This is a genomic window from Candidatus Xianfuyuplasma coldseepsis, from assembly GCF_014023125.1.
Classification (GTDB): Bacteria; Bacillota_I; Bacilli_A; order Izemoplasmatales; family Izemoplasmataceae; genus Xianfuyuplasma; species Xianfuyuplasma coldseepsis.
In genome coordinates, this window is sequence record NZ_CP048914.1 from 1,753,713 (window position 1) to 1,768,307 (window position 14,595).

Annotated in this window: 16 protein-coding genes; 6 read left to right on the plus strand and 10 right to left on the minus strand. The window is 37.9% G+C overall.

The features are described 5' to 3' along the window. Positions 1-10: 10 nt before the first annotated feature. From G4Z02_RS08590 to G4Z02_RS08610, 5 genes are all read left to right on the plus strand, one after another. Positions 11-736 carry a YwaF family protein gene (locus G4Z02_RS08590; RefSeq protein ID WP_258877607.1) on the plus strand — a complete coding sequence of 242 codons (726 nt, stop codon included), beginning with the start codon at positions 11-13 and terminating at the stop codon, positions 734-736. Positions 737-744: 8 nt separating this feature from the next. Beyond that, positions 745-1,455 (plus strand): YwaF family protein, encoded by a 711-nt coding sequence (locus tag G4Z02_RS08595; protein ID WP_258877608.1) that lies wholly within the window; start codon positions 745-747, stop codon positions 1,453-1,455. Between the two features lie 88 nt (positions 1,456-1,543). Then, on the plus strand, positions 1,544-1,990 hold the full coding sequence (locus tag G4Z02_RS08600; protein WP_258877609.1) for a MarR family winged helix-turn-helix transcriptional regulator: 447 nt from the start codon (positions 1,544-1,546) through the stop codon (positions 1,988-1,990). Positions 1,991-2,007: 17 nt separating this feature from the next. Next, entirely contained in the window at positions 2,008-2,397 is a 390-nt protein-coding gene (locus G4Z02_RS08605; RefSeq protein ID WP_258877610.1) for an FMN-binding protein, read from the plus strand. Further along, positions 2,398-2,850 (plus strand): flavodoxin domain-containing protein, encoded by a 453-nt coding sequence (locus G4Z02_RS08610; RefSeq protein ID WP_258877611.1) that lies wholly within the window; start codon positions 2,398-2,400, stop codon positions 2,848-2,850. It abuts the gene before it with no gap. 37 nt (positions 2,851-2,887) lie between these two features. On the opposite strand, the gene G4Z02_RS08615 is transcribed toward G4Z02_RS08610, so the two are convergent. From G4Z02_RS08615 to G4Z02_RS08625, 3 genes are all read right to left on the minus strand, one after another. Further along, positions 2,888-3,865 (minus strand): asparaginase, encoded by a 978-nt coding sequence (locus G4Z02_RS08615; RefSeq protein WP_258877612.1) that lies wholly within the window; start codon positions 3,863-3,865, stop codon positions 2,888-2,890. A gap of 677 nt (positions 3,866-4,542) precedes the next feature. Continuing rightward, complete coding sequence (locus G4Z02_RS08620) at positions 4,543-5,325, minus strand: PHP domain-containing protein (RefSeq protein WP_258877613.1); 783 nt, start codon at positions 5,323-5,325, stop codon at positions 4,543-4,545. Between the two features lie 11 nt (positions 5,326-5,336). After that, positions 5,337-5,888 (minus strand): hypothetical protein, encoded by a 552-nt coding sequence (locus G4Z02_RS08625; protein WP_258877614.1) that lies wholly within the window; start codon positions 5,886-5,888, stop codon positions 5,337-5,339. Between the two features lie 154 nt (positions 5,889-6,042). On the opposite strand from G4Z02_RS08625, the gene G4Z02_RS08630 reads away from it, so the two are divergent. Beyond that, positions 6,043-7,290, plus strand: coding sequence for a replication-associated recombination protein A (locus G4Z02_RS08630; protein WP_258877615.1), 1,248 nt, complete (start codon positions 6,043-6,045; stop codon positions 7,288-7,290). Positions 7,291-7,419: 129 nt separating this feature from the next. Here the strand turns inward: G4Z02_RS08630 and G4Z02_RS08635 are convergent, their stop codons facing one another. The 7 genes from G4Z02_RS08635 to G4Z02_RS08665 all read right to left on the minus strand — a co-directional run bounded on the left by G4Z02_RS08635 (position 7,420) and on the right by G4Z02_RS08665 (position 14,551). After that, positions 7,420-7,797 (minus strand): NifB/NifX family molybdenum-iron cluster-binding protein, encoded by a 378-nt coding sequence (locus tag G4Z02_RS08635; RefSeq protein WP_258877616.1) that lies wholly within the window; start codon positions 7,795-7,797, stop codon positions 7,420-7,422. Between the two features lie 12 nt (positions 7,798-7,809). After that, a complete protein-coding gene (locus G4Z02_RS08640; protein WP_258877617.1) occupies positions 7,810-8,517 on the minus strand; it encodes a NifB/NifX family molybdenum-iron cluster-binding protein in 708 nt (235 codons plus the stop codon). A gap of 94 nt (positions 8,518-8,611) precedes the next feature. Continuing rightward, positions 8,612-9,571, minus strand: a complete 960-nt coding sequence (locus G4Z02_RS08645) for an ABC transporter permease (RefSeq protein WP_258877619.1) — start codon at positions 9,569-9,571, stop codon at positions 8,612-8,614. Next, positions 9,571-10,701: an ABC transporter permease gene (locus tag G4Z02_RS08650; protein WP_309544576.1), complete on the minus strand. Its 1,131-nt coding sequence runs from the start codon at positions 10,699-10,701 to the stop codon at positions 9,571-9,573. The genes G4Z02_RS08645 and G4Z02_RS08650 overlap by 1 nt, the downstream gene beginning before the upstream one ends. Beyond that, positions 10,691-12,220, minus strand: a complete 1,530-nt coding sequence (locus G4Z02_RS08655) for an ABC transporter ATP-binding protein (RefSeq protein WP_258877620.1) — start codon at positions 12,218-12,220, stop codon at positions 10,691-10,693. The genes G4Z02_RS08650 and G4Z02_RS08655 overlap by 11 nt, the downstream gene beginning before the upstream one ends. A gap of 35 nt (positions 12,221-12,255) precedes the next feature. Then, positions 12,256-13,110 (minus strand): YjjW family glycine radical enzyme activase, encoded by an 855-nt coding sequence (locus G4Z02_RS08660; protein WP_258877621.1) that lies wholly within the window; start codon positions 13,108-13,110, stop codon positions 12,256-12,258. Next, entirely contained in the window at positions 13,082-14,551 is a 1,470-nt protein-coding gene (locus G4Z02_RS08665) for a YjjI family glycine radical enzyme (protein ID WP_478210251.1), read from the minus strand. The genes G4Z02_RS08660 and G4Z02_RS08665 overlap by 29 nt, the downstream gene beginning before the upstream one ends. Between the last annotated feature and the right edge of the window lie 44 nt (positions 14,552-14,595).

The window sequence follows — 14,595 nt, forward strand, 5'->3', positions numbered from 1 at the left end:
GAGGCTATCTATGAGTGACTTTTTCACTTTCACGGAGAATCCAGACAATACCTTTACCGTATTTGGATGGAATCATATCATCCCGTTATTGGCTATAATTGTTGGTGTGTATTTGATTTATCATTATCGCTATGAGTTGCGAAATTACAAATATGAACGTCGAGTACGCTATGGAATTGCGATATTCGCGATACTGTTGGAAGTGTCTTTTCAATTGTGGCAGATGTTTCATGGACAGTGGGACTTTGCCGATAGTCTCCCGCTTCATTTATGTCGCTTAACATCGTATTTGGGAATCTACATCATGTTTTCCAAGAATACCAAAGTATTTGAAATTGCGTATTTCTGGAGTTTAGCTGGAGTCGTTAGTATTTTGTTTCCTGATATCCTTCATGGCGCCGATCGTTATCGCTACTATCATTTCATGATGTCACACATCCTCTTTTTCTATATGTATATGTACCTCTTGTTTGTTCTTGATTTTCGCTTGACGTTTAAATCGTTTAAGAAAAGTTTCATTACATTATTTGTTTTAGCAGTGGGAATTATCATTCCTATAAATAATATATTTAACATGAATTATATGTATTTGTTAGAACCTGGTGATACGCCGTTTACAATCTTTGAAGGGCATGGTTATTTGCTTTACGTGATTGGTTGTATCGGACTCACGATGGTTGTTATTACACTGTGGTATCTCCCGATTCACTTCTACAATCGCTATCGTAAAGAGTAGGTGATTTGATGTTTTTTTCCGATGATGTCGGACTGGTCTTTGAACCATTTAGTTTGCTTCATATCGTGCTATTTGTGACCGTTATCGCTGGCGTATTGCTGATTGTGTTCTTCCGCGAAGCGTTACGCAACCATCCCAAAGAACGGATGATTGCCATTGGCATGGCTACCTTCGCCTTTGTTTGGGAAATTGGCCTGTATTCCTGGAAGATTGGAAATGGCCTATGGACGTGGGATGACGGATTACCACTTGGTCTTTGTGGAATGACATTATACATCGCGATATTCGCTATGTATTTCAAGAAGTTTTCGTTATTTGAAATTGGATACTATTGGACATGGGGAGCCATTGCCAGTGTCTTATTCCCCGACATTCCATACAGCATTGATCGTTTCCGTTTTTATCAATTCATGTTTGGCCATATGTTCTTTTTCTTTATGTTTGTCTATATGATTGCGGTATATCAGTGGTATCCCACCTGGAAAAGTTGGCGCAAAAGTGTCCTCACATTATCGATTGTGACTGTAATACTAACCATCACTAGTTTCATTACCGACACGAACTTAATGTTCATGAGAGAGAGTGATGGAACCCCGCTTGAACTATTTGAAGGAGGACCCTATATCCTGTATTTCATCGGTGTTGTTGGACTCGCATTTATCATTATGACGGTATGGCAATTACCATGGCATTTTTATCACAAACGAATCAAATCCTAAAAAGATTTGATTTTTTTATTGACATTTTATTAAAAATGTAATATATTACCTATTGTAAAGGTAACATGTTACCTAAAGGAGGTATTCCATGGAACGAATTGAATATGAAAGAGAATTAATTGTACGAATATTTCAGACCTCGAATGTATTACAAACATATTTGGATCGAATATTACGTGAGGATCAACTTACCGCAAAGCAATTCTTTACGATGATCTTTATAGGTAATATCGGCCATGATCCAAAAATCAGTGAGTTATCAGAGTTTACCCATACATCACATCAAAACACGAAACAAGTTTTATTAAAATTACAGAAACGAGATTATGTAGATATATATAAGGATGAACAAGATTCACGCGTAACGCGTGTACGCTTAACAACAAAAGCAATGCAGTATTGGCAGCAACGTAGTAACGATGATCTGCGAACCATCCAATCCTTGTTTCATACAATACAAGATGATGACTTAAAAGCAACTCTTCAGGGTCTTAAAGACATCACAACACAACTACTACAACTACAAAACGAATAATAAAGAAGGAAATGACAATGAAAAAAATAGTGATTATTATCGGATCCATCATCGGATTCTTTGCCATCGGATTTGGGATTATGTTCATCACCCTTAGCCAAAACATGAAAACAATAAATGCCATTACGATACCAGAGGTAGATATAACCTCGTGGGAAGATACCGTTGTCCAAGGAGAATATTATTACAAGGATCAAATCGGGGCAACCGTTGAAGTAACTATTACAGATGGAACCATTACCGATATCCGATTTATTGAACACCTGTATGGCCTTGGTGGAAAAGCTGAAGTTATTATCGACGATATCATTGCACAGCAGACGTTACAAGTAGATGATGTTGCTGGCGCAACAACATCAAGTCATGTCATCAAACTAGCAATATTAAATGCACTGGAGGAAGAATAAATGAAAACATTAATGTTATATCACTCAAAGCAAGGGCATACCAAAACATGTATCGACTATCTCAACAATCGGACTGATGACACATGCGTAGTACCTGTACAAGATTTTACAGCGTCATTGGACGAATATGATTCCGTAATTATTGGAACCCCCGTGTACATGGGGAACATCCATAAAATGATTAAAACCTTTATCCAACAACATGAGCAAACATTGTTGCAGAAGTCATTAACAATTGTTGTATGTGCCATGAACGATAGCGAATATGAGGCAATGATTCAACGAAATTTCACAGAATCAATACGTAATCACGCGAGAATAGTTCATGCAGGTGGAGGCTACAATTTTAAACGACTTAATTTCCTCGAACGATTCATCGTTAAAAAGATTGCGAAAGTCGATTCGTCCATTTCATCCATTAAATATGATCAACTAGACTCGATTTCAATGTAAACCATCAAAAAAGTGAATGCATTTGCACTCACTTTTTTTATAATTCAAACAAGTTTACAATATCGTCGTATGTGTAGTTATTACTGATTGCAAGCATCAGTAGAATTCGTGCTTTCTGTCCGTTGAAGCTACCACCTAAGATACAGCCCCGATTGGTTAAATCACGACCACCACCTTCATAGGCATAGGTGTCAAGAACTCGTCCAGAGTAACAACGCGAGACAATAACAACAAAGACTTCAGCATGTAGTGCTTCATCCAAAGCATCCATTGTTTGAGGCGGTAAATTTCCCCGACCAAGTGATTCAATTACAATACCTCGTGCCTGTTTATTAACTAAGTGTTGGATATAATCACCCGTCATTCCTGCATAGGCTTTCAAAAGATAGGTATCATCGTTGATGTTGTTATCTAAATTATAGGTTTTGAAGTGAGTAACATCACGATAGTAGATTACCTCACCCTGGTCAATGATTCCAAGTGGACCAAACTCAATCGATTTAAACGTATCCAAACTCATCGTATGGGTCTTCGTTACTTCAATTGCACTGTTGATTGTATCGTTCATTACAACAAGTGTACCTTTCCCCATCGAATCGTCTGCATAGCATACTTTTATACTCGATACTAAATTGGTAACACCATCATACCCGAACTCACTTGCATTCTTCATAGAACCAGTTAAAACAACAGGTTTTCTCGATTGTACAACACAATGAAGATAGAATGCAGTCTCTTCCAAAACATCGGTTCCGTGAATCACGATTGCTCCAGCAACATCATCACGATTCAAGTAATCCTGAACCAAAGTTGCAAGACTTTGCATATCCTTTGGTGTGATCGATGGCGAAGGCTTTCGAGAAAATTCGTGCACGATCAAATTCGGATACTCTTCAATTCCTGTTAATGCATGAATGATTTCATTTGGAGTAAGAGATGGGATAACACCATGTGCATTTTGATCGATTTTCATACCGATTGTTCCACCCGTAAATATTAAGACCACGTGTTTCATATCATCACCTCAAACCTATGATACCATGAACGATAAGTGAGTAGTATAGATTTTTGAAAAAACTGTCTAATTAATCGAAACGAAATTGATAATAGGTATACTATACATAATGCCAAATTGAATAAGAGAATATTCTATATAATTTGATGACCACAAATGATATCAATTATGATAATAAAAATCACACATAACAAAACCATAAAATTTAAACCATTTTACAAGAACATTTACAACGTGCTTTTAATTTGATTTTTTAATTTGGGTAAGAGAGGTGAAGAGAGGCAATGAAAAAAGTTTTCCACGTTATCCCCACAGATGTATAAAAAGTCTTTGTTTAGACCTTTAAAAGAGTTAACATAATATATATTATAGGAAGTAAAATCAAACCATAAACCCCCTCTCTCATTTATTGATTAAACAGGTAATTTCATTGTTTTGTTATAAAAATCTAATAATTTCAAACCTCTATTGGTTAGTTAACATATTCAAATATATTCAATGACTATATTTAAAATTAGTGAGAACCTCTTCTTTTGCTATCGAAAAAAATAGAGATGAAATTTCTCTATTTTGCTCTTAAAAAGGATGAACCGGGTTTTTTATGGCTACAATGGAAAATGGATTACAGCGCAAATTATGCATAAAAAAACGGGTATATAAATACCCGATTTTACGATTCAAAATTGTTCGAAATAAGTAACTTTTCTAGTCGATAATTTGCTGTATATTTCTTCTACTTCTTTCATTGTATCATCGTATAATTGTTTTGGAGAATGACAGTCACTTGATAGAATCGAACGAACATTATATTCTTCAGCAATGTTCCAAAATGATTGTCGAGGATACGGATGAATCATTCCTTCATTGGTTTGAATTTTATCACGACGATATCCATTCCCATTATATTCTAATATCGTATTGGTTCGATTGGCGCATTCGCAGATTTGTCTTGCGACCTGTTCTGCTGTAGCATCAAAATCGAGATAGCCATATAAATATAATTCAGGATGGGCGACTATTTTATATCGTTTTGTTTTCATAGCATCGCAGAGGATATTTCCATATTCAATAATTTCTTCTTTTGATGTTAATCCAAAGCTACTAATTCGCTTTTTGGGATCTTTATCGACGAATATGAAGTGTTGTCCGAGGATAAAGTAGTCCAAATGATCTTTAAATTGGTTGTGATATTCGCCATTGTCGTAGAGATGTTCTATTTCAAGGCCAATGTAAGTGGTCAATATATCAGAATAACGTCTTTTTGTAGTATTAATGTCATTTACATATTGTAAAAAGTCCTCATCTCGCATTCGATATCCAAAATCATACGTATCATTTGGTGCATGATCGCTAAATCCAATTTCTGTGAATCCGTGTTTGACTGCTTCTTTGATATAGTCTTCTGCGTTTCCACCAGCATGACGACATAATTCGTGGTGAGTGTGAAAATTTGTCTTCATAAATAGGGCCCTTATAAGATAATAGCGATGGTAATCATCACTGCTGCAAATGTGAAACTTTTGGCAAGACGTTTCGTTGCTTCTGGAGATCGAAATGGAAGTACAATATCTTCATTTATTGCAATTGCATCAAATATTTGAGTAACGACTTCTTGTGGTACATCTGTGAACTCGATGACATCATAACGTTTACTGTTTGTTGTACGCAGTGTAATCTTCGCCACATCAAGTGATGCCGCATAGGTGCTGAACGCCTCCATATTTCCATCTTTTGCAAAGGGTATTGTATAAGCCCCAGTATCATTTTTTACCATTACAAATGCATACACTGTTAATAGGAGACTAAATAACAATAGTATTCCATTTAGTACGATTGAAAGTGTTTGTGTCGCTTGAATTATCTGATAGATTAGTAATCCTGTAAGAACTATCCAGAATAAACCCTGTAACAAGAACTGAGTGCGTAAACGGACAAAATGTCTCTTTGTATTATACGAATAAAAGGGAATTCCTGCAAAAGAAACCCCAAAAAAGATACCCAAAATAAGATAAAATGGATTCATAACTGTCTCCTTCATTGATTTTCTAGTTGTTAGTACTATCATACCAACATCTCGCATAAAACGCAATAAAAGTAATTGCTGATTACGCTCAAAAAAACGAATAAATCAACGGAAATAATGCCATAAAAATGGTACAATATGTATAGGTGATAGTATGAATATTGTAAAACCTCTTGCATTTCGTGCAAGACCCAAAAACATCGATGAAATTGTTGGGCAGGATCATATAATTGGTCCCTCCGGTGTTATTCGGAAGATGATCGAACACGAACAGGCCTTTAGTATGATCTTATATGGCCCCCCGGGAGTTGGAAAAACAACCATTGCCGAAGCTGTTGGTGAAGCGTTTGGTCTGCATTCCTATAAATTTAATGCCTCAACCGATCGAAAAAGTGAGTTGGTCGCAATCATGAAAGAAAGCAATCTCTATGGTGCTTTATTAATTGTTGATGAAATTCACCGTATGAACAAGGACATCCAGGATTATTTATTACCCCACGTGGAAGAGGGGCGGGTTGTCTTGATTGGATTAACCACCAATAATCCGTATCATTCAGTGAACCCTGCAGTGCGTTCACGAACACATGTGTTAAAATTAAAGCCGATACAACCACAAGACATCATCAAACGCCTTCATCAAGTACAAGATCGTTTTCGTGAGGAATTAACGGCAACCATTGATGAGACTGTCTTTCAGTACATTGCGCAATCATCAAATAATGAGATTCGTAGTGCAATTAACCAGTTAGAAATATTATCGATTACCTATCCCAATCAAGATGTTACACTCGATATGGCAAAAGCTGTTTTATTACAGCCATCGTTGTCGTTGGACAAGAATGAAGACAACTATTTCAATATTTTATCCGCATTTCAGAAGTCGATTCGTGGGAGTGATGTCGATGCTGCTCTACATTACCTCGCTCGATTAATTGCGATGGAAGATTTATCCTCTTTATTACGACGAATGAGTGTCATCGCCTTTGAAGATATCGGTCTTGCCAACCCGATGATTGTCACCAAGATGCAGGCTTGTGCTGCTGCCTGTGAACGTGTCGGATTTCCCGAAGCACGAATACCACTTAGCATGTTAACCATTGATATGGCCCTTAGTCCGAAATCTAATAGTGCTGTTAACGCCATTGATGCCGCACTCAAAGATGTGATGGAAGGAAAAACACCTAAGATCCCAAATCATTTAATCAATGTGGCAAATTTCGAGGACAAGAATCCCTACAAATATCCCCATGATTATGAAGAAGCATTAGTCTATCAAGAATATCTTCCAAAAGAGTTGCGAAATACAACGTACTATCAGGCTAAAAACACCGGTAAGTATGAACGAGCGTTAGATGAACGAAATACAATCATAAAACAAGTACTGAAAAAGTCAAAACCATGAGTTTTGACTTTTTCTTTATCTGTTTTAAGGCTATCAAAACGGATTGACCATTTTCATTATTAATTCACATCAAATTATCGTAAACATTATTATATAAGCATTTAAAAACCATCAAAACGAATTAACCACTTAATGTTCGTGATGCGTATGATTGTGTTTGCTTTCTTTCGTTCCTTGTTCTAAGACTGTTAAATCTTTCTCTAGGAAACTATACACTTGATCAATTAGTGGTTTGTCACTTTTACTAGAATAGGTTCTAATTTTGTAACTGTGAAGTGTTTTTTGTGCTTTATTTCCTATGTCACTTGCTATCACAAAATCAACACACTGCTCCAAGAGAAGTTTTGCGGCTTTGTTCCCAGCAGCATTTTCTTTCACATAGGGATTTTCAATAAATCGAAAGGACAGTTCTTCCGAATCATAAATACAATAATAGTCACACCGCCCAAAATGTGGACTTACTGGGGCTTCTTTGGTGTTACCTTCTGTAGGAATGGCAATTCTCACGAACATTCCTCCTTAGTGATCGTGATGATGCTCACGATGATGTTGATGATTATGCGATGTATCACAACTACTACCCTGTGAGGATAGGAATCCTCCTAAATATTCATTTAGATTGACATCGATACGTCCTTTGGCACCGAGGATGACGTCAATGTTGTTATTATTAAATAAGGTCACAGCTCGTTGGCCCATTCCGCCGGTAATAATCACATCAATCCCTTGATCATGCAGGAATTTTGGTAATACACCTGGTTCATGTGGCGGTGGTGTGACATATCGAACATGATTTATATCCGTATCAAGGACATCGTAGATCGCAAACTCTTTTGTGTGGCCAAAGTGACCATCAATCGTGACTTTATCGCTGGTTGGAAACGCGATGACTTTCTGTGGTTTTGCTTCAATATTCATTTTGTTCTCCCCTTTTAGTTTTATGTGTTCAATATCGTTACGGACTTCAAAAGCACAGTTATCAAGAATGGCCTCAACAAGCTTTTTCCGCCCCGATGTAAGCAATCGTTGAATCGTTGCCCGTGATACTTGCATATCACTTGCCGCATCGATTTGGCTTAATCCTTCCAAATCCACGAGACGAATCGCTTCAAACTCGTCCAAGGAGATACTACATGTTTGCAGTTCACTTCGCGGAACGCCACTGGGTTTAAAATAGCGCTTTGCATCAAGTCTTCTTGCATATCGTTTTTTTCGTTTTGTATTCATAAACTACCTCCAATGTGCATATGCACAGTTATATAGTACTCATCTTTAGTCGTTTTGTCAACAAAAAAAGACAGCAATTTGCTGTCTTTCTAACTTAACGTTTTCCTTTATCGTACGGTTCTCCGGCCGCTTTTGGTCCAACGGTTCGAGAACTAAAAATAATTAACGCAATAATGGTAATTGCATAGGGGAAGATTTTAAAGAACTCCCCAGGTAGTCCAGAAATCAATGGAATACTTGTACTATAGATTCCAATAATCTGACTAAATCCGAAGAATAGACCGGCATATAGAACTCCAAATGGCTTCCATTTACCAAAGATTAATGCGGCTAAGGCAATAAATCCAGTACCATGAATTCCAAATACTGTATATTGAATATCTTGAGTTAAAATCATGATTGCTCCTGCTAAACCAGCAAGTGCACCGGATAATATGACACCAACATATCGAATGCGATAGACATTGATCCCCATACTATCGGAAGCATGTGGGTTTTCTCCTGCAGACCGTAAGCGTAAGCCAAACGGTGTTTTGTAGACGACAAACCATGTCACAATAACCAAGATGAAGGCAATGTATACAGTCGGATAGATTCTAGAGAAGAATACATCACCGATAAATGGAATCTCACTTAGGACAGGTACGTTTAATTTGGAGAAACCTTGTTTGAACGCATCGGTACGTTGTTGATTAAAGATAATTTGCGCTAAGTACACGGTAGCACCAACTGCAAATAGGTTAATCCCTGTACCCGAAATAACTTGGTCGGCATTTAAGTTAACACTTAAGAAGGCGTGAATTAGCGAAATTAATGCCCCTACTGCCATCCCAACAACGACACCAATCCAAGGTCCGAGATGAGCTCCACCTTCAAATGTTGGTTCAAGCAATACAGTAACGGTTGCTCCTGCAAAACCACCAAACATCATTAATCCCTCTAAGGCGATGTTGACGACACCACTACGCTCGGAGAATAATCCGCCAAGACCAGCGATGATAATTGGAGTAGAATAAACAAGTGCTAAAGCAAGCATTGAATATAGCGTATCCATTATTCTACCTCCTTCGTTCTAAATCGATCAAAGATTTGCTTGATACCCGCTCTCATTGCAACAAAGATTACGATTGCAGCAATGATGATATTGGTTATATCACGTGGAATACCTCGTGCTTGCATCAGTGGCTGTGCCGCTTTTAATCCACCGAACAACAATCCAGCAAGTAACGATCCTATCGCAGACGTGTTCCCTACCAATGCGACGGCAATACCATCGAATCCATACCCTTCATTGACGGATAATACGCGTCCATAATCAAATGTACCAATGGAGATCAAGACACCAGCCAAACCAGCGAATGCCCCGGCAATCATCATCGAATAGATGATGTTACGATCAACTTTCATACCGGCATATTTGGATGCATGTTTGTTAAATCCAGCACTGCGAAGTTCAAATCCGAAAATCGTCTTTTCAATAATTAGCCAGAAAATAATTAATGCAATAATTACAAGGATAAATCCCCAATGGAAACGAGAGTTATTGGTTAAGTTACTGAGAAAATCACTTGCGAGTGATGCACTTTCAGCAACGGGGACAGTTTTAACATTATCACTACCAGGTAGTGCTTTAACCAAGTAGTTCGCGAAATACAGAGCGATATAGTTCATCATGATGGTTACAACAACCTCATGGACATTAAACTTGGCTTTTAAGAATCCTGGAATGAAGCCCCACAAGGCACCAAAGAGCACCCCGGTTAATACCGCAAGCGGTAAGTGGATAATTGTTGGTAAATCCAATAAGACACCAATCATAACGGCACCGAATGAACCCATCAATAATTGTCCTTCTGCACCGATATTAAATAGACCAGTACGGAATGCAAAGGCAACGGATAAACCGGTTAATATAATCGGCATCGAGAAGACTAAAAATTCTCCGATGTAACGCGCATTGAACCACAAACTACCGGTACCAATTAAGGTTGTATCAATACCAATCGTTCCCCGCATCAGGGCACGGAAAATATCGAGTGGATCTCGCCCGGTAAATAACATGATTAAGATACCGACGAGGAATCCTAAGAAAATCGCAACCAATGGTACAATTGTGTTCATTCGTTTTTCCCATAAAGCATCTCGACTCATCGTTGCTTTGGGTTGCTGGACTTTAGCTGGCATGCGTTTCACCCCGTTTCGAACCACTCATCATTAATCCAAGTTCGTTTGCAGTTGCATCTTTGGCATCAACGATACCAACAATTTCACCTTCGTAAATAACGGCAATTCGATCGGATACATTAAGAACTTCTTCGAGCTCTAAACTAATCAGCAGTACGGCTTTACCTTTATCGCGTTCTTCGACTAGCCGTTTGTGGATATATTCAATCGCCCCAACATCTAAACCACGTGTTGGTTGCGCAGCGATTAATAATTCAGGTGATCGATCGATTTCACGAGCAATGATGGCTTTTTGTTGATTTCCACCAGACATCGAACGTGCTTTTGTTGCAGATCCTTCCCCGCTTCGTACGTCAAACTCTTCGATTAATCGTTCTGAGTTTTCTAAAATCGCATCAAATAAAATTAAACCATGTTTCTGATAAGCTTCTTTATAATAATCCAGTAAGACAAAGTTACTATCTAATCTAAAATCGAGGATAAGACCATATTTGTGTCGGTCTTCAGGAATGTGACCGACACCAGCTTCTACCCGTGTCCGAATCGGTTCATGACTTAAATCTTCACCATGCATGATGAATTCGCCACTTTCAATTTTACGAAGACCATAAATCGCTTCAATTAGCTCGCTTTGTCCATTTCCATCAATTCCAGCAATACACATAATTTCACCAGCACGGACATCCAAACTAAAGTCTTTAACGGCTGGTAAATGGCGATTATCCAATACGTTTAAATTCCGAAATTGCGCGACGACTTTACCGGGTTTTGCTGGTTGTTTTTCCACCTCAAAGCTGACTGGACGACCAACCATCATTTCTGCGAGTTGTTTTTCCGTTGTATCTTTGGTTTCTACGGTTCCAATGTATTTTCCACGTCGGAGAACGGTACAACGGTCTGAAACCAACTTGATTTCTTTTAGTTTATGCGTAATCAAGACGATTGTTTTTCCCTCTTTGATGAGTTTTCTCATGATGTTCATCAACTCTTCAATTTCTTGAGGCGTCAACACTGCAGTTGGTTCATCAAAGATGAGAATATCTGCATTACGATACAACATCTTCAAAATTTCAACCCGTTGCTGCATCCCGACAGTAATATCCTCAATTTTGGCATAGGGATCGACTTTTAATCCGTATTTTTCCGATAACTCTAGTACCCGTTTTGCGGCTTTGTCAATATCAATAACAATACCTTTTTTGGGTTCCATTCCTAATATGATATTTTCCGTTACGGTAAAGTTTTCCACCAATTTAAAGTGTTGGTGGACCATTCCGATTCCAAGATCATTCGCAATGTTTGGATTGGAAATTTCGACTTCCTTACCACGGATTTTGATGTTGCCTTCTTCTGGTTGATACAACCCAAATAAAACACTCATCAGTGTACTTTTCCCTGCACCATTTTCCCCTAAAAGTGCGTGAATTTCACCGTCTTTGACGTGTAAATCTACGCGGTCATTTGCTTTGATTCCTGGGAATATTTTTGTGATCCCATTCATTTCAATAGCATATTCCATAGTCGGTCTCCTTTGTTCAGTATTTCAAGAATGCATTATATCTTGTATATAATATACTCTCGATCAAGCTTCTTGAGGGATTGATCGAGTTGTTGTAAAAAGGTGTCACTTGGTACGTGAAATAAATGTTTATATTCCACACGGACGCCATGGGTGTGATAAGGAATTATCTTGAACAAGACATCTCGTGGTAGAAATGATGCAATTTGTAATACATCTTTGCAACTTTCTTCTGATTCATAAACTACACTACGTACTTCGTACAGTTTATGTTGTTGATAGATCAAATTGATATTGTCAATGATAATTTTATTATCGACACCAGTATAGAATCGATGCAAATCCGGATCGAGAAACTTCAAATCCAACATAAATTGATCAACAAGAGAAATAAACTCCTCAAACTCTGTATCGATGTCCCAATATCCATTGGAATCAACAAAAACAGTTAGTCCTAGTTTTTTAATGTCCTTGATTAAGGGTATTAACGCTTGATAATGTAGTGTCGCTTCACCACCCGAGAAGGTAACACCGCGGATATAATCTCGGTGCTTTGTAATATCTGCAATAATCTCTTCATTGCTTAACGGTAAAAGTTTTGGTGAAGCTAGTGATTCACAGGTATAGATACAGCGATCACATTTGGTACATTGTTCAGGATAATAAGTTACTTGCCCGTCAATAATCTCTAGGGCATCAAAATCACATGCAGCAACGCATAATCCACACGAATCACATTGGTTAATCGATTCCGGATTATGACAACTCTTGCAGTTTAGGTTGCATCCAGCAAGATAAATCGCATATCGATTTCCCGGACCATCGGTACTGGAAAATGGATAGATACGTAATATCGGTAAACTATTTTCTGACAAGTCGTTCGAAGACATGAGTACCTTCATTGGCTCCTTTTCCAAGTACAGTTGTATCACGCAATACGGATTCACCTTTGCTCAATTTATCAACTTCACTTTTCTTGACAAGATATCCTGTTACTTTAATCAAATCAGAATCAGATGAGTGGAATGTTAGGTAACGTGAACCGTTATCGAAAGCACCTTGCATTAAATCAACAAGCGCTGGAAGATTCTTTTTATAGGTCTTATCAAAGACAAAAATATCGCCAATTCCTGTGGGGAAGAATCGATGGTATAATCCCACTTGCATCAAATGCTCATTAATCTCAATTTCATCACCGATTGGAATGCGACAACCAGCACTACAATCATAATCGGTATCAATACCGACTTGTGCATGTAACAGATATTTGTTATCAAAGAAGGAACAGTAATATCCTTCATGCGCAGCAACTTTTTCTTGCATATGTTCTAAAATCTCAACACCTAGATTATTGGCTTTATCCGAATGTCCAAATCGTTCATCACAAAGTTCATTGACACACTCAGCAAGGCCAACAAGACCAAACATTCCGGTGAATTTTTCTCGATCAATCAAGCCTTCAATCGCAAGGAAGTTGGTTTCAAAGAATTTGGCATCTTCCACAATGTATTTGATGCGTTTATCCATTTGAACTAGATTCTCCTGAATCACATCGTCTAATAGTGTATAAAACTCTGCGATTGAATCAACTTGTGTAGCAATGCGATTTAAACGAAGGCGTGTTAATGTATACCCCCCACCACCAACTTTTAATCCGTTATAACAGCTTGCGATGGCATATTCACCTTTGAATTCTTCCCGAAACATCACATCGTTCGCAAGGGCAGGTTTAACCACTTCTAACGATGAGGCGATGGCTCGTTTTAGGAAATCTTCATTCGTATTGTTACTTACTTTTAATGTTAAATTAGGTGTCGGATTGTCAAGTTCTTGAATCACATCTAAAATGATATTTCCGGCGGTCGTTTCCAGGGGACCGATGTTCGCATGACAAAAGGAATCGGTTATCGTACGATCAATTTGAAGGAGAAACATTTTAATTAATTTTCGAGCTAAATCTTCATCTGTGATAAAGGGATCAAGAAGTGTGTCAATATTCCCTAAGTATACTGGGAAATTTGTAATCGAAGGTACATGTTTATATAAAATGAGCAACGAATTGATTGCTTCAATCAAATCCGTTGGCGGTTGTAAACCTAAGAACTCAGAACCCTGCTCCATGAACTTGTGATAATCCGGTGTTATATACCGTGGTTTAAAGGGTGCATTTCCCTCAAATAATTCACAGTAAATACCTGCATCATAGTACTGCTGAAGCTTCTTGCTTCGGGGTAATGGTTCGATTGTGTTTTCCCCTAGTTTAGCGAGCGCATTGACTTTTTGTTCGATGGTTAAACTAGTATCTGTAATGATGTCCTTTGCAGTCATCAAATCACCTCATAACTATTATATCATTAATTTTAAAAAATTAAAGA